Source organism: Alteromonas sp. CyTr2, assembly GCF_947311905.1.
Taxonomy (GTDB): Bacteria; Pseudomonadota; Gammaproteobacteria; order Enterobacterales; family Alteromonadaceae; genus Alteromonas; species Alteromonas macleodii.
Map to the genome: position 1 here is coordinate 1 of NZ_CAMZMZ010000006.1, position 15,961 is coordinate 15,961.

Annotated in this window: 13 protein-coding genes; 11 read left to right on the top strand and 2 right to left on the bottom strand. The window is 45.1% G+C overall.

The window, feature by feature from the left end:
* Window positions 1-317 precede the first annotated feature (317 nt).
* The 4 genes from QME20_RS05265 to QME20_RS05280 all read left to right on the top strand — a co-directional run bounded on the left by QME20_RS05265 (window position 318) and on the right by QME20_RS05280 (window position 5,202).
* On the top strand, window positions 318-1,862 hold the full coding sequence (locus tag QME20_RS05265; RefSeq protein ID WP_281715627.1) for a M28 family metallopeptidase: 1,545 nt from the start codon (window positions 318-320) through the stop codon (window positions 1,860-1,862).
* A 47-nt stretch (window positions 1,863-1,909) separates the two neighbouring features.
* The gene (locus tag QME20_RS05270; RefSeq protein WP_281715548.1) at window positions 1,910-2,785 is read left to right on the top strand and encodes an EamA family transporter; all 876 of its coding nucleotides are present in this window, start codon (window positions 1,910-1,912) and stop codon (window positions 2,783-2,785) included.
* Between the two features lie 110 nt (window positions 2,786-2,895).
* Window positions 2,896-4,185 (top strand): Xaa-Pro peptidase family protein, encoded by a 1,290-nt coding sequence (locus QME20_RS05275; protein ID WP_281715549.1) that lies wholly within the window; start codon window positions 2,896-2,898, stop codon window positions 4,183-4,185.
* Window positions 4,186-4,269: 84 nt separating this feature from the next.
* Window positions 4,270-5,202, top strand: coding sequence for an exopolyphosphatase (locus QME20_RS05280; protein WP_281715550.1), 933 nt, complete (start codon window positions 4,270-4,272; stop codon window positions 5,200-5,202).
* Window positions 5,203-5,255: 53 nt separating this feature from the next.
* Here QME20_RS05280 and QME20_RS05285 read toward each other — a convergent pair whose 3' ends face one another.
* Window positions 5,256-6,104 carry a LysR family transcriptional regulator gene (locus tag QME20_RS05285; RefSeq protein WP_049587958.1) on the bottom strand — a complete coding sequence of 283 codons (849 nt, stop codon included), beginning with the start codon at window positions 6,102-6,104 and terminating at the stop codon, window positions 5,256-5,258.
* 142 nt (window positions 6,105-6,246) lie between these two features.
* Between QME20_RS05285 and gcvT the strand changes: the two genes are divergently transcribed.
* From gcvT to QME20_RS05320, 7 genes are all read left to right on the top strand, one after another.
* Complete coding sequence (gene gcvT / locus QME20_RS05290; RefSeq protein ID WP_281715551.1) at window positions 6,247-7,326, top strand: glycine cleavage system aminomethyltransferase GcvT; 1,080 nt, start codon at window positions 6,247-6,249, stop codon at window positions 7,324-7,326.
* Window positions 7,327-7,352: 26 nt separating this feature from the next.
* A complete protein-coding gene (gene gcvH, locus QME20_RS05295; protein WP_281715552.1) occupies window positions 7,353-7,742 on the top strand; it encodes a glycine cleavage system protein GcvH in 390 nt (129 codons plus the stop codon).
* Between the two features lie 121 nt (window positions 7,743-7,863).
* The gene (gene gcvP, locus QME20_RS05300) at window positions 7,864-10,761 is read left to right on the top strand and encodes an aminomethyl-transferring glycine dehydrogenase (RefSeq protein WP_281715553.1); all 2,898 of its coding nucleotides are present in this window, start codon (window positions 7,864-7,866) and stop codon (window positions 10,759-10,761) included.
* A gap of 363 nt (window positions 10,762-11,124) precedes the next feature.
* A complete protein-coding gene (locus QME20_RS05305; protein ID WP_281715554.1) occupies window positions 11,125-11,319 on the top strand; it encodes a hypothetical protein in 195 nt (64 codons plus the stop codon).
* 38 nt (window positions 11,320-11,357) lie between these two features.
* Entirely contained in the window at window positions 11,358-12,089 is a 732-nt protein-coding gene (locus QME20_RS05310; RefSeq protein ID WP_281715555.1) for a hypothetical protein, read from the top strand.
* A 19-nt stretch (window positions 12,090-12,108) separates the two neighbouring features.
* A complete protein-coding gene (locus QME20_RS05315; RefSeq protein WP_281715556.1) occupies window positions 12,109-12,753 on the top strand; it encodes a hypothetical protein in 645 nt (214 codons plus the stop codon).
* 263 nt (window positions 12,754-13,016) lie between these two features.
* A complete protein-coding gene (locus QME20_RS05320; RefSeq protein ID WP_281715557.1) occupies window positions 13,017-14,222 on the top strand; it encodes a HEPN/Toprim-associated domain-containing protein in 1,206 nt (401 codons plus the stop codon).
* Window positions 14,223-14,381: 159 nt separating this feature from the next.
* Here QME20_RS05320 and QME20_RS05325 read toward each other — a convergent pair whose 3' ends face one another.
* Window positions 14,382-15,893 (bottom strand): serine hydrolase domain-containing protein, encoded by a 1,512-nt coding sequence (locus QME20_RS05325; RefSeq protein WP_281715558.1) that lies wholly within the window; start codon window positions 15,891-15,893, stop codon window positions 14,382-14,384.
* Window positions 15,894-15,961: the final 68 nt, after the last annotated feature.

Below are 15,961 nucleotides of genomic sequence, written 5' to 3' on the forward strand. Positions count from 1 at the left end.
CATGAATGTTCCTATCTTTTTTATCTCGCTGATATCGTTATATTATTTGTGGGGATACCTCAGACTCTGACCCCATTCTTGTGGTTTAGTCGTTTCGGCGTTGAGATAGTCAGCGGTACAGGATACTCTTCGGTATCCTTTTTTATTTGTACCAATGGCTTATGTTTACTTATCTTTGCAAACCTTATCGCGCCTTTTCCTTTGTCTGCGCTGCTTCTGTACTTACTTCTACTTTAATGACTGGTTCGGCGAATGCCGAAGTACCTGCTTCTAATTTAGCCTCGGTTGAATCGTCGGCGACAACAAAAAGCAAAAAGATGACGCTGAGTAATGCCTCTATCGATTTGGACGTATATCGTCAGCACGTTAAAACACTGGCAAGCGATGAGTTTGAAGGGCGAGGGCCTTTGTCGAAAGGTGAAGAGAAAACAGTCGATTACTTGGTAACCCAATACAAAAAGCTAGGGTTGAAGCCAGCCTTTGGCGATAGCTACACCCAAGCTGTGCCTTTAGCCAAAATAACGCCTAAGAACATCTCATCGTTAAAAATAGGCGGGCTTGATTTTAGCGCAGGCAGCGACTTTACAGCCCGTACTCAGCGCATTGTTAATGACTACTCACTTGCTAATAGTGATGTAGTTTTTGTGGGTTATGGCATTAATGCCCTAGAGTACAATTGGAATGATTACGCAGGCCTGGATGTAAAAGGAAAAACCGTTGTATTGCTGGTAAATGACCCGGGTTTCGCTTCTAAAGATCCAGAGCTTTTTCAGGGCAACGCAATGACTTATTACGGTCGCTGGACATATAAGTACGAAGAAGCAGCCAGGCAGGGGGCAGAAGCGGTTTTCATTATTCATGAAACCATGCCTGCGGGTTACGGGTGGGGCGTAGTCGAAAACTCAAATTCCAATACCAAATTCAGTTTAGTCGACGACAACAACAATGCTTCACAAGTCGGTGTAATGGGTTGGCTTCATTTAAATGCCGCAAGACAGCTATTTGAAAAAGTGGGTATGGATTATGGCGAGCTTAAAGACAAAGCTTCAAAGCCAGGATTTATGCCCATCGCGCTAAACACAAAAGCATCATTGGGTTTCACCAATACTATTGAGCGTGCCGAGTCGCAAAATGTTGCAGGCATTTTAGAAGGTACAGATAAGCCAGAAGAATGGGTGATGCTTCACGCTCACTGGGACCACCTAGGCAAAGTTGAGAAGAACGGTCAAACCACTATTTACAATGGTGCGGTAGACAACGCGTCAGGCGTAGCAGGTGTGCTTACATTGGCAGATGCGCTGTCAAAACGCGATGAGGGCTTTGCGCGTACACTAATGTTTAGTGCGTTTACCGCAGAGGAAACAGGGCTACTCGGTGCCGATTATTTTGCAAATAATCCACCGGTACCAACATCGAACATGGTGGCTTTTTTAAATATCGACGGCATGAATGTAAACGATGATGTTGATTACATTTTGCAGTACGGCGAAGGTTATTTATCTATTGAAGACGATTTAGCAACAGCTGCCGCGCTACAAGGGCGAAACGTCAAAATGGATCCGAGACCTCAAAATGGACTGTTCTTCCGCTCAGATCACTTCGCGCTTGCTAAGCAGGGCGTGCCCTCAATTTTGTTCATGAGCTTAGGCGATACCGACCCTAGCTTCATCGCCAAACGCTATCATAAAGCAGATGATGACTACCTTCCAAGCTGGACATTAGGTGGTGTGCAACAAGACCTCTCACTTATCGGCTCTATGCTGAACTATTACGCCCAAGGCGATGTGTGGCCATACTGGAAACGTGACTCTGATTTTAAAGACAAGCGCACACAGGCAATGGAAGTGAAAAAGGCAAAGTAATTCACGCTTAACTGTAGGTAGCGATATAACAAGGTAAAGCGACGCTAATGAGTTGGATTTTATTTACGTTGGGCGCGGTTGTTATGCAAACCGTGCGCAATGCACTTCAGAGTAAGCTGAGCGGTGCAGTTAACACCTCTGGGGTGACGCTCTCTCGCTTTATTTTGGCTCCGCCAATAGCTCTCGTCTATTTACTCATTCTCTACAGCAGTAGCGCCAGTCAAGTGCCTGAGTTCTCAGGCTTTTTTATTACAGTGATATTGTGTGCTTCGCTACTTCAAATAGCGGCCACTTCTTTAATGGTGATTTTGTTCAAGCAGAAGAATTTTGCCATTGGCGCAGGTCTAGCGAAGAGTGAGGCCTTGGTGGCCGGCGTTGTAGGCATGCTCTTTTTCGGAAGTTATTTAACGCCCCTTGGGTGGGCGGGCATAGTAATAGGCGCAATAGCAGTATTTGTGTTAAGCAGTGGCAATCGGCTCCATGGGATTAGTGTGAAAACCATGGTAATAGGTCTTGCTTGCGGTACCTGTTTTGCGCTTACATCACTGTTGGTGCGCGAGGCTAGCCATATGCTAAATGTTCAGCATACAGTGGCTGCTGCTTGGGTGTTGTTATGGGTGCTATGTGTACAAACGATAAGTTTAAGTGGTTATATTGCGCTAACTAAACCCTTCGTGTTCAGACAGCTAACCAACGCTAAAAAGCAGGTGCTAGCGATTAGCACGGTAAGCTGTTTGGGCTCAATTTGTTGGTTCACCGCTATGGCATTGCAACATGTGGCGCTAGTAAAAACGCTTGGGCAGTTAGAGGTGTTACTTACCTTGATACTCTCACATTACTGGCTAAAAAATGCAGTCACAAAACGCGAAATTGCTGGCTTACTTCTTATTGGGCTTGCCGCAATCTTTGTTATGTGGGCATAAAGTACTGACAATATTAAACACTGAAGTTTTTAGTACAAAATCAATTGAATGTTATTTTCATAAAACAAAAAAGTGCTAAACAACCTTAATTAAAACGACAGGAAAGGAACATGGATAAGCGACATTTCTTGAAATTAGCGGGCGCTAGCTTTGCGCTTGCTCCTGTGGCTTCTATGGCTGCAATTAATCAAACCAATGCAACAGACATTAACGGTTTAAGCGGGCTAAGTGATATCACCGCAAATGCGAAGCCGATTACCGTAGAAGAACGCAAAGCGCGTATTGAAAAAGCGCAGTCGCTTATGAAAGCCCAAGACATTGCGGCAATTCTGGTCGAGCCTGGCGCTGCAATGGATTATTTTTCAGGGATTAATTGGTGGCGTAGTGAGCGCTTGACCGCGCTGGTTATCCCTCAAAAAGGTGACATGGCGGTGGTAACGCCATTTTTCGAAAAGCCAAGTGTGCTTGAGTCGTTAGCTATAGGCGATGATGTAAGAGTGTGGCAAGAGCATGAAAGCCCGTTTGATGTCGTAGCCAATATTTTAAAGTCGCGCGGTATAACAAGCGGCAATATCGGCTTTGAAAGCAGCGTACGCTACTTTGTAGTTACCGGAGTCAGCCGAGCGCTACCAAACATTCATATCGTTCCCGCCGAGCCAATTACACTTGGTTGTCGCATGTATAAAACTGCGAGTGAACTGGCACTTATGCATAAGGCCAATGAAGTTACTTTACGTGCTTACGAGTTTGTTTTTAGCAACCTAAAGCTTGGCATGAGTCAGCAGGATGTAAAAAGTTTGATGAACACCGCACAGCAGCACTTAGGCGGCAGCGGTACATGGTGTTTGGCGCTGTTTAACGATGCAAGTGCTTATCCTCATGGCACAAATGCAGCACAAACTATCAAAGAAGGTTCGGTGATCTTGCTAGACAGCGGTTGCAGCGTGCACGGTTACCAAAGCGACATAAGTCGTACTTTGGTATTTGGCAAGGCGCCTCAGAAAGTTCAGGACGTATGGCATACAGTAAGGGAAGGGCAGAACGTAGCATTTGCCGCAGCTAAAATTGGTGAGCCAGCAGGCAAAGTGGATGATGCAGTGCGCCAATTCTACGCCAGCAAAGGGTACAGCAAAGACTATGCATTGCCTGGGCTAAGTCACAGAACAGGTCACGGTATCGGCATGGAAGGACACGAGAGTGTTAACTTCGTGCGTGGTGAAAATACGCCACTTAGAAAAGGCATGTGCTTTTCTAATGAGCCAGGTATCTATATTCCGGGTGAATTTGGTGTGCGCTTAGAAGACTGTTTGTACATGACAGAAACAGGCCCCGCTTACTTTACCGAACCGCCAGAAAGTTTGGCGAAACCGCTGGGTAAATTGCTGAATTTATTAAGCTAAATAAGAAGTTAATAAACCTGCCTCTCAAAATTTTTATTAGCTGTTACACTTAAAAATATTACCTAAGTGAATGATGGATAAACTATGCCTGAAAGAAAATTTAGATTGGTTACGCGAAGTGATTTCGATGGACTGGTATGTGCGGTTTTATTGAAAGATTTAGACTTAATTGACGATATTTTGTTTGTTCATCCAAAAGACATGCAAGACGGTAAAATTGATATTACCGAGAATGATATCACTACTAACCTGCCTTACGTTGCGGGTTGCCATATTGCCTTCGACCATCACTTAAGCGAAACAGTGCGTAACTCAGGCGATATTGATAATCACATCATTGACCCGAAAGCGCCGTCGGCGGCGCGCGTTGTTTACGACTATTACGGTGGTGCAGATAAATTTCCTAACATCTCAGTAGATATGATGGATGCGGTAGATAAAGGAGACTCTGCACAGTTTAGCGAAGAAGAAATCCTTGAGCCCACAGATTGGGTGCTCATGAATTTCATCATGGATGCGCGAACTGGGCTTGGTCGTTTCAGAGATTTCAAAATCTCTAACTATCAGCTAATGATGAAGCTAATAGATGCGTGCAAAGACCATAGCATTGAAGAAATACTGCAAATGGAAGACGTGGCCGAGCGCGTGAGTTTGTACCACGAGCACAATGAAATGGCGAAGGCGCAAATTGCCAAGTGTTCTACCGTATACGACAACCTAGTAGTGCTTGATTTAACCGACCAAGAAACCATTTACGCGACAAACCGGTTTGTTATTTATGCCATGTACCCCGACTGCAATATCTCTATTCACAATATGTGGGGGCTTAAAAAGCAAAACGTGGTATTTGCTATTGGTAAATCCATTACTAATCGTAGCTCAAAAACCAATGTGGGAGAGTTGTGCTTGAAGTATGGCGGCGGTGGTCACATGAACGCAGGTACATGTCAGGTTGAAACCAGCAAAGCCGAAACTGTACTCGGCGAGCTTATCGAAACCATCACGAGTGATGGCTAAAGCTAATTGAATAAGAACGGTGGGGCAGAAAAAGTACTCTGACCCCCCAATTTTTATTGGGTTAGCCGAACTTTAAAAAATTCGGCGAGTGTTTTACTTATTACCGGGTGCTGGGTGTCTTGGTTAAATAAGCAAATATTTACCTTGCCTAATTTGGGCAGGTGCGGGTGGTTTAGCGCTACAAGGTTTGCCGGTAAGCTAGATTTTGCTAGAGCTGTCACGCCTAGCCCCTGTTGAATGGCGGCAACCAATCCACCTAAATCTGCATTGGTATAGCTAATTTTCCATGCAAAGGTTTGCTGCTTTAACTGCTCAATAACGCGGCTTCGATACATGCATCCATCGGGAGCAAGCACCAAAGGAATGTTGTTGCCAACCAACGGGTGAGCCGTGTCGCCAACCCAAACTACATCATCTTCTAACACTACTTCGCCTTCTGTCTGCTCGCCCGGGTTAACCAACGCCAAAATCAAATCGAAATGATCGCGCTGAGTCGGGTGCAGCAAGTCACGGCTTAAGGCAGAGGTCACTTCAAGTGATACATCGGGATAGCGCTTAGAAAATTCGCCAATTAGACCCGGCAATAATGTAGAAGCAAATTCATTGGGAATGCCAAGGCGCAAGCGACCGCTAAGCGGGGCAGGGGTTAAGCTGCGAAAGATGTTATCGTTAAGCTCTAGCAGTTCTTTCGCCTTTGGGTACAGCCAATTGCCGTCGGCGCTAGGTACATGCCGTTGCCCAACTTTAGTAAATAGCTTGCGGTCTAACTGCGACTCTAACTTTTTAATTTGTAGGCTTATTGCCGGTTGAGAACGGCCTAAGAAGTCGCCCGCTTTAGCGTAGCCACCAAGTTCAATAACGCTAACGAAGGTTCGTAAGGTATCAAGGGAAAGCTGCTTCATGTTGATTTGCAATCTTAATGTAGTTTAACCAATACATTATAAATATAAATGTATTGATAAGAAATTCCAATTTGTTGCATAAACGTTAGCTCACTATACTCAATTTCGTTTTCTACCTTTCAAATTAAAAAGAGTAAGTGGAATGTCTAGTACCACCGCCCTACACGCAAAGCACCTAGAAGCCGGTGCGAAAATGGTCGATTTCTTCGGCTGGGATATGCCAATTAACTATGGTTCACAAATTGAAGAGCATCACGCTGTGCGTCAAGACGCCGGTATGTTCGATGTGTCTCACATGACCATTGTTGACGTAAAAGGCGCACAAGCAAAAGCGTATCTTCAGTACCTTTTAGCCAACGATGTGGCAAAACTAAAAGACAAAGGCAAAGCGCTATACAGCGGCATGCTTAACGAAGATGGCGGTGTTGTAGACGACCTTATCGTTTATCACTTCGACGAGACTAACTATCGTTTAGTGGTTAACTCAGCAACGCGCGAAAAAGACATGAACTGGTTAATGAGCAAAGCAGAAGGCTTTGAGGTGACCATCACCGAGCGCCCTGAATTTGCCATGATTGCCGTTCAAGGTCCTAACGCAAAAGAAAAAGCCGCCACCTTGTTCAGCGCAGCGCAAAAAGAAGCGGTAGCGGGCATGAAGCCATTCTTTGGTGTACAAGCAGAAGACTTATTTATTGCTACCACAGGTTATACCGGTGAAGCAGGCTACGAAATTATGGTGCCAGCTGAGCAAGCGGAAAGCTTCTGGCAAGCACTACTAGACGCGGGCGTTAAGCGATGCGGCCTGGGTGCTCGCGACACACTTCGCCTAGAAGCAGGCATGAACCTGTACGGCCAAGATATGGATGAAACCGTATCACCACTAGCGGCTAACATGGGCTGGACAATTACATGGGAACCGGCTGATCGTGACTTCGTAGGGCGTAAAGCACTAGAAGCGCAGCGCGAAGCGGGTACCGACAAGCTAGTAGGCTTGGTGATGACTGAAAAAGGCGTGCTGCGTCACGGTCTTAAAGTGAAAACAGAAAGCGGCGAAGGCGTTATCACTTCAGGTACGTTCTCTCCAACTTTAGGTCACTCAATTGCGATGGCACGAGTACCAAGTGATGTTGGTGAAACAGTAGAAGTGGAAATGCGCAAAAAGTGGGTTACAGTAAAAGTGGTTAAGCCCTCCTTTGTTCGCAATGGAAAAAGTGTTTTATAAGTTAACAGAGAATAACAGGAACGATTATGAGCAACATCCCAACTGATTTACGCTATGCCGCTACGCACGAATGGGTTCGCCCTGAAGGTGACGGTGTTTTCACTGTAGGTATTTCTGAGCACGCACAAGGCTTACTTGGCGACATGGTTTTCGTTGATTTGCCAGATGTTGGCGACGCAGTAAGCACTGGCGACGACGTATGTGTTGCTGAATCGGTAAAAGCAGCGTCTGACGTTTACGCGCCAATTTCAGGTGAAATTGTAGCAATTAACGAAGACCTAGAAGATTCACCAGAACTAGTTAACACTGACCCGTACGGCGACGGTTGGCTATTCAAAATTAAAGCTGACGATGCGGCAGAAGTAGAAGGTCTACTAGACGCTGAAGGCTACGAAAACAGCATCGACGAAGAGTAATTCGTTTCGCAGTTTTAAAAGAACCATAATTTGAAAAGGGGCATGAAGATAATTCAGCCCCTTTTTAACTTAAAGATTTAACGCGCCCTTGCGGCAACCATTACGAGTGCTTAACAACGTTATGTCGAATACTTCCCCTACATTGGCTCAACTAGAGCAAAAAGATACTTTTATCCGCCGTCACATTGGCCCGGGTAAAGGCGAAATTGAAGAAATGCTGTCTGCTATTGGTGCAAGCTCACTAGACGATTTAATTGAGCAAACTGTACCGGCAGGTATTGCGCTACCAGAGCCACTAAAATGTGGTGAAGGGGCGACAGAAGTTGAAGCATTAAGTGAACTTAAAGCCGTTGCACAAAAGAACAAAATTAACCGTTCTTTCATTGGTATGGGTTACTACGATACACACGTACCAAACGTTATTCTTCGCAACGTACTAGAAAACCCAGGTTGGTACACAGCGTACACGCCTTACCAGCCAGAAATTGCTCAAGGTCGTTTGGAAGCTATTCTTAACTTCCAACAAGTAACCATTGACCTAACTGGCCTAGAGCTAGCATCTGCGTCATTACTTGATGAAGGTACAGCGGCAGCAGAAGCCATGGGTCTTGCTAAGCGTGTGTCTAAGAACAAAAAAGCGAATGCGTTCTTTATTGCTAACGACGTTCACCCGCAAACAGTTGACGTGGTTGAAACTCGCGCTGAAATGTTCGGTTTTGAAATCATCAAAGGTGCGGCAGAAGAAGCAGCAGAACATGACGTATTCGGTGCGCTACTTCAATATCCAACCTCTACCGGTGAAGTAAAAGACATCAGCGACATCATTGCTGCGGTACAAGCGAAAAAAGGCATTGTAGCAGTAGCCGCTGACCTAATGAGCTTGGTTATGCTTAAGTCGCCTGGCGAGCTAGGTGCAGACGTTGCACTTGGTAGTGCACAGCGCTTTGGTGTACCAATGGGCTACGGTGGTCCACACGCGGCATTCTTTGCTACACGCGACAGCTACAAGCGTTCACTACCTGGCCGTATTATTGGTGTGAGTAAAGACACCCGTGGTCGCCCAGCACTTCGCATGGCGCTACAAACTCGTGAACAACACATTCGCCGCGAAAAAGCGAACTCGAACATCTGTACAGCGCAGGTGCTGTTAGCCAACATGGCAAGCTTCTACGCGGTGTACCACGGCCCTCAAGGCCTTAAAACTATTGCTGAGCGCATTCACCGCTTCGCCGACATTCTTGCTACTGGTTTGAATCAGAAAGGTGTAGCTCTAAAGCACAGCACGTACTTCGACACGCTAACCGTAATGGTAGACAACAAAGAAGACGTACTAGCAAAAGCCTACGCAAAAGGCATGAACCTGCGCGCAGACCTTGAAGGTGCGGTAGGTGTGTCGCTAGACGAAACTACCACACGTGAAGACATTGTTGCGCTATTCGACGTATTGCTTGGTGAAGAGCACGGCTTAACAGTGGAAGGTCTGGATGCAGAAGTAACCACGCAAGACGTAAAATCTATTCCTGAAGGTTTAGTACGTACTAGCGACTTCCTAACGCACGAAGTGTTTAACAAGTATCACTCTGAAACAGAGATGCTTCGTTACATCAAGAGCCTTGAAAACAAAGACTTGGCGCTTAACCACTCAATGATTTCATTGGGCTCGTGCACCATGAAGCTAAACGCAACGGCTGAAATGATCCCAGTGACATGGGCTGAATTCGGTCAGCTTCACCCGTTTGCACCACTAGACCAAGCTGCGGGCTATCAAGAAATGATTGCCGAGCTAAGCGAGTGGTTAATTAACGTAACAGGTTACGACGCGCTTTCAATGCAGCCTAACTCAGGTGCGCAAGGTGAATACGCAGGCCTATTGGCTATTCAGCGTTACCATGAAAGCCGTGGCGAAGGTCACAGAAACGTGTGCTTAATTCCAAGCTCTGCCCACGGTACTAACCCAGCGTCTGCACAAATGGTTAGCCTTAAAGTGGTAGTAGTTGCGTGTGATAGCAAAGGTAACGTAGACCTTAACGACCTTCGCAAGAAAGCGGAAGAAGTGGGTGACAACCTATCGTGCGCCATGATCACATACCCGTCTACCCACGGTGTATATGAAGAAACCGTGCGCGAGATTTGTGACATTGTTCACCAATACGGCGGTCAGGTTTACATGGACGGCGCGAACATGAACGCGCAGGTGGGCATTACGTCACCTGGCTTCATTGGTTCAGACGTGTCGCACCTTAACCTACACAAAACCTTCTGTATTCCACACGGCGGTGGTGGCCCAGGTATGGGACCAATTGGTGTTAAGTCGCACCTTGCGCCATTCCTACCAAACCACACGGTTGTTAACGTAGAAACGGCAGGCAAAGACTGTGGTGCGGTATCGGCAGCACCATGGGGCAGTGCATCGATTCTGCCTATTAGCTACATGTACATCAAAATGATGGGTAGCGCTGGCCTTCGCCGTGCAACCGAAGTCGCTATTCTGAACGCTAACTATGTGGCTAAGAAGCTAGAAGGGCACTTCCCAGTGCTTTACAAAGGCAACAATGGCCGCGTAGCGCACGAATGTATTATTGACCTTCGCCCGCTTAAAGAAGCAAGCGGTGTGACCGAGCTAGACATTGCGAAGCGCCTAAACGACTACGGTTTCCACGCGCCAACCATGAGCTTCCCTGTAGCGGGTACACTTATGATTGAACCAACCGAGTCGGAAGCGAAGTACGAACTAGACCGTTTCATCAACGCTATGGTTAGCATTCGCCAAGAAATTGCGAAAGTAGAAAGCGGCGAGTGGGATGCGACTGACAACCCGCTACACAATGCACCGCACACACTAGCTGACATCTGTGACAGCGACTGGAACCGCAGCTACGACCGCATGCTAGCGGCGTACCCAGCTCCAGAAGTACACAGAAACAAGTTCTGGCCAACGGTTAACCGTATTGATGACGTTTATGGCGACCGGAACCTGATCTGTTCTTGCCCTAGTATTGAGAGCTATGTTGAAGAGTAGGGTGGTTTAGCTGCGTTGCTGTTAGAGCTTGATTGATTTGAAAGGCGAACCGGTTGGTTCGCCTTTTTTGTTTCAAGTTTTAGTGTTTAGAAGTCCGTTTTAGACGAATTGCAGACCTTCCCCCCACTTAGAGGAACTGATTGGGCTTAGGCAACAAGACATCATCTTGCATGGCCAGATTCCGTTTGTCTGGATACAACCCTATGAAGGCCACGCACTAAAAACACCTCATTCTCAGCGCAAAATACCCTTGGTCGGAGAATCCCTTCATGCCTTCCAGCAACAGCCAAAGGGTTTTCTTGATCGCTACCCAATACCTGATTCCGCCTCTACGGCGATTAACAAATACCTACGGGAAAACAAATGCGCCCTTCTCCCAGTAACACGCTCTATTCACTCCGGCATACATTCAAAGACCGTTTACGGGATATTGGCGCGCCGGAAGAAATTATCGATGAACTAATGGGGCATAAAACTCGTGGTCCGAAATACGGTCGCGGCCATTTGCTGGAAAAAAAGTATGAATGGCTACAACGAATTGCATTTGATGTTCATTGACGATTTAATGACCAACAAAGAACAATCGGAATAGCACCATGCAGGGAAATAGTAACAATTCCACAACTTTATCCACTTTGCTTATGTCTCAGTCAAAAGGTTTATTAGTTGCACACCGCAATGCACTAACTTTTCTTACCGCAAGCGTGATGGTTTTGAGCGTATCATTCGGTGCACAAGCACAAGATGAATTAAAATTCCCATCTTTCCCTGCAAGTTTCGAAACCGCTGAATATCAAGGACAAAAGGGCTGTATTCCTAATGATGATAGATATGAATTCGCCGTGATGAAAAATGAAGGGATGGAGAGAGTAGGTGGACATCCTTTATTAGAAACAAGAAAAAACGGTCTTCATGTTATGTCTATGATGTATAATGCAGAAAAAGGCTATGGCTATTCCTTATCAATTAAGGGGGATGGCAAGATGTGCGTAACAGACAAATATGTTTCAATGAAATTTAGTAATCAATTATCAAATAACTTCACCACAATCGCAGCCAAAACCAAGTCACCACTAACGCCTGAGGATTGTAATTTTGCTGAAAAAGCAGTTAACACTTGCGGCTCATACCACACCTTAACAAATAAATTGGTTAAAAGGGATTACCGGTTCGACTGGCAGGGTACAAGAGCTGACGGCAAAATTGCCACTATGCTCTCGGGTGAAAACCAGTCATTCCTATTGCTGACCGATGCTAAAACAAGCGCAACCATTATTATTGGTATCGGTAAGGGTGAGTTTGATTATTACAAGAAAGCCAAGGGATAACAGACTTTAGGAGTAAAGCATGGCTAAAATTAAATTACCAATCACCACCTGTCTTCTGGCCTTGTATTTTTGTCTATCGGTTAATGCACAAGCAAAAGAATTACCATTACCCGCTTTTCCAGCGAACTTTGAGGTGGCGGAGTACCAAGGTCAAAAAGGCTGTATTCCCGATGATAATAAGTATCAATTTGCAGTAATGGAAAATGAAAGCTTAGTTCCAGTGGGGTTTCACCCTCTTATGGATACGCCTCAAGAAGGCCCTCATTTAATGAATGTGCTTTATAGCAAAAGTGGAAATTATGCATACACAATGTCTAAAAAGTTAAACGGTATGCGCTGTGTTTACAATAAAATAGAAAATATTAGATTTGGTATTGCTGTAATAAATGATTTGTACAAAGATATAAAATACCAAGTAACCGATGTTGACTGCCACTTTGATACTAAAATCATAAATATGTGCGGATCATTTAAAGCTGTAACAACAAGACTCACCAATGCGGGATACAAATTTGATTGGTCGGGCACGTTATCATCACAATATCGTCTGAGCTTATTGACCAAAGATGAGCAATCTTTCTACTTAAAGACCGATCAAAAGACTGGAGCCACGATATTCATTGGTGTTGGCAAAGGTGCGTACGAAGCCTATAACATAAAATAATGCTTTTAGACTTCTACCGTTTAATGATCAATAGGGTGGAAAATGCATAGCTCCAAGGTCCGGTTTACGTACTTTGTTGTCCCACAGCCTGCATTTACAGGCTCAAATAGACAATATCCGGTCGGTCATGGCTAATCGAGTAGCGATCCGGAATGTGGCAGTATCGGACTTCGGCAATATTTTCGACAGTCAATTGAAGGATTAAAATGATGACAGTACTCTTGGAAACTAAGACAAGTATGAAAGAATAGGAATCTAGTGTTATGTCTACGTGGGCTGGCGTTGAACTTGGAGAGTACTCTATTGAGGAATGGCAAAATACCTATCATAAGTGGCTCTTCAACGACACCGATCGGGTCAGAGAAGTACCTAAAGATTCTTTCATTGGCTATCGTATGGATACCGCAACCCTTAGGCGAAGGTTGGAGCTTCAGGGAGTTAACAGGTTAGCAGTTGAGACAGAAATGGACGAGGTCAAGCTCTCATGGATCAAGGAAATGAAAGAACTATTGAGTGTTACAGACCTTACGGAGCACCATGACAAATATTTATGTTACATCGACGGACTTCTGAACTGTTCTTTCGATAGTTGGTTGAAGCTTATTCCCGTCGCTAGAGCCATTTCCATATCTGAAAACAAATCTACTCAAATCAAATCACCTACTGAGTCTAAAAATTTAACAGCAGCAGAACAAAATCTTCTTAAGTTTATGTGTTCTAATTACGATGAGTATCCGAATTACTCTGCTGGAGCTTATCATTTTCCTTGTAAGTCATCTTTTACTTACGCATGGGCGATTCTTCAAGTAGTAGAATCAGATGTCGTTTGCGAGCTGGATATATCAGGTCTGATTGATAGCGGTTGGGTTGAAGATTTCGATGATCTGGCAGAATATCAAGCTGGCCAAACTAAGTTTTATGAAAGAGCGGAAGTAGAAATTTATGAGATCACACATCTCAGTCGGTTGGATGAAGCTAACAGAGTTTTACAACGCATCTCATATAGTGGACTAGTTACCATACTTGAAGCCTATTTGTCGGATATCGTAAAACGACAAGTTCTGAACAGAGAATCCATCAAGAGAAGATTTGTTGAGAAATTCGAACCTTTTGCTAAAAGTCAAAAAAAATTCGAGATAACAGAGATCTACTTTAGAATGGAACAGCTTGATAAGTTAATTGTTGATTGCATTGACAGTTTATCTTTCCACAGTGTGAAGACAATTAAGGACTTCTTTTCCTCGGTCTTATTAATCAGTATTCCTGAGGAATTGAGTGACTGCCTTGCCAAAGCAATAATCACTCGACACGACATTGTTCACCGAGCCGGGAGGACAAAAGATGGTGATTCCAACGAGGTTTCTCAATTTGATGTGCAAGCTTTATCTCAATTGCTAATGAAAGTGATGGCTAGTATAGATTCCCAAATCGTTGATGATTTATTAGGCGACTGGCAATCGCAAAACTAGTAGCAGTGAATTTTGCTTCTCAATGAAAACAGTCACCCTAGAACAAGTATCTCAGTGTCTGCTTAACGTACATAGCAGCCGCCTGGCTTCGAATATACTAACGGCGGCAACTGGTACAAAAAAAGAATTAGGGGCATGTATCAGTTCACTCCCGATGATCTATTCTTTTCTAACACCCCGAATATTCCCATCCATAACAAGCGTCTTAACCAGCCCATTTCCATCATCCATCTCAAAACGAACGCTACTTCCATTCTTCGCAAAAAATCGCCCGCCACCCTCATGAAAATACTCTTCATTTTCAACATAAGGTAAGGCGTTAAGCACAAAACCATTGACTGTTTTTTCTAGTACCACATCAACGTTAACTGGGTTAGTTACCACGTAGGTTCCAATGTATTTACTCAGTTCCTTTTGGCTTATGGGTACTAACTTCCTAACCTCAGCTTCCGAGTAACCTACGTTTAACGTTTCTTTTAAGCGTATTTCTAGTTCAGTTATTAACTGCCTGCCGTTATTGCCGTTCGTCATAATGGCGTAGCCGTTGCCGGTATCTAGTTCAAGGTATAGCTGCGACATAAACCCAGCATCTGCGCCACCGTGACCAAAGCCCAGAATTTCTCCATCGTCACTCATGTTGATAAAAAAGCCTATTCCTACGTTAGGCGGCTCAGTGCTTGGCGTATTGTTGGTTAACATTTTTTGCGCGGTGGCTTGCGATATCCAGTCGGTTTTCTGCCCTAAATACGCACTGCGCACGCCGCTTGCCAATTTCAACATGTCTGATGGCGTACTCCACATGCCTGCAGCTGCTAATGTGGCGTAGGTATGGGCGCCACCCTTAATTGGCGCACCGTCTCCGTCATACGGCGTCGCCATATTGTTTGATAGGTTTGTTGCAATGGGTTGCTCGAAGCCAGAACGTGTCATGCCTAAAGGTTTAAACAAAAGCCGTTGTGACAGAGTTGGCAGGGGCTCGTTAGCTACGTCTTGCAAGGTAAGCTGAGCAAGCGTAGTACCGCCACCGGAATAACGCATTTGCGTGCCAGGTTGAATATCAACAACAACGGCATCGGTATTGGCGGGAAATACACCTTCTAGCACCTGCTGCAAAGTAGGTACTGGTTCGCCCGCTGCGTAACCAGGAAAGCCATGTACTGTGGTGCCTGCCGTGTGGCTTAATAATCTGCGTAAAGAAACAGTGTCTTGCCCTGTCCATTCATGTTCAGGCAACTGCCAGCTGGTGAGTAAGGTATTAACATCTGCATCTAAATCTAGTGGGTTATCTTCGCGGTACTTCACCAATACTGCCGCAAATGCGGGTTTAGAAATACTGCCTGCTTGGAACACCGTGTTTTCATCAATAGCCAATTCAGAAGTCAAATCTTTAACGCCGCTTTGCATGGTCCAAGCTATTTGCCCATTTCTCATAAACGCGACAGACACACCAGGTACATCATAATGCGCTTGTCTTTGCTCCAAAGATTGGTAATCAACCTCTTGCCCTTCAATTCGAATGCGTTCAGTAAGGCCTGTTTTTAAAAGGTTGGCTTCTTTTGACTCTGCGGCAGCAGAAGGGGAGGCGGGAAAGGTTTCAGGCTCTGTACAGCCCAATAACGACGCTAAACAAAGCGAAAGTGTAAAAGAGGAGAAGAGCTTGATTGATGTCATTATGTGTATTCCATTACGAGTGAACGTACCAGAGTACGTTCCTACTATTATTCGGTCAATGCTGACGA

Bases quoted from the DNA above. Each gene is read 5' to 3' on its own strand.
- QME20_RS05265 (WP_281715627.1), top strand. From the start codon at position 318: ATGACGCTGAGTAATGCCTCTATCGATTTGGACGTATATCGTCAGCAC.
- QME20_RS05270 (WP_281715548.1), top strand. From the start codon at position 1,910: ATGAGTTGGATTTTATTTACGTTGGGCGCGGTTGTTATGCAAACCGTG.
- QME20_RS05275 (WP_281715549.1), top strand. From the start codon at position 2,896: ATGGATAAGCGACATTTCTTGAAATTAGCGGGCGCTAGCTTTGCGCTT.
- QME20_RS05280 (WP_281715550.1), top strand. From the start codon at position 4,270: ATGCCTGAAAGAAAATTTAGATTGGTTACGCGAAGTGATTTCGATGGA.
- QME20_RS05285 (WP_049587958.1), bottom strand. From the start codon at position 6,104: ATGAAGCAGCTTTCCCTTGATACCTTACGAACCTTCGTTAGCGTTATT.
- gcvT (WP_281715551.1), top strand. From the start codon at position 6,247: ATGTCTAGTACCACCGCCCTACACGCAAAGCACCTAGAAGCCGGTGCG.
- gcvH (WP_281715552.1), top strand. From the start codon at position 7,353: ATGAGCAACATCCCAACTGATTTACGCTATGCCGCTACGCACGAATGG.
- gcvP (WP_281715553.1), top strand. From the start codon at position 7,864: ATGTCGAATACTTCCCCTACATTGGCTCAACTAGAGCAAAAAGATACT.
- QME20_RS05305 (WP_281715554.1), top strand. From the start codon at position 11,125: ATGCGCCCTTCTCCCAGTAACACGCTCTATTCACTCCGGCATACATTC.
- QME20_RS05310 (WP_281715555.1), top strand. From the start codon at position 11,358: ATGCAGGGAAATAGTAACAATTCCACAACTTTATCCACTTTGCTTATG.
- QME20_RS05315 (WP_281715556.1), top strand. From the start codon at position 12,109: ATGGCTAAAATTAAATTACCAATCACCACCTGTCTTCTGGCCTTGTAT.
- QME20_RS05320 (WP_281715557.1), top strand. From the start codon at position 13,017: ATGTCTACGTGGGCTGGCGTTGAACTTGGAGAGTACTCTATTGAGGAA.
- QME20_RS05325 (WP_281715558.1), bottom strand. From the start codon at position 15,893: ATGACATCAATCAAGCTCTTCTCCTCTTTTACACTTTCGCTTTGTTTA.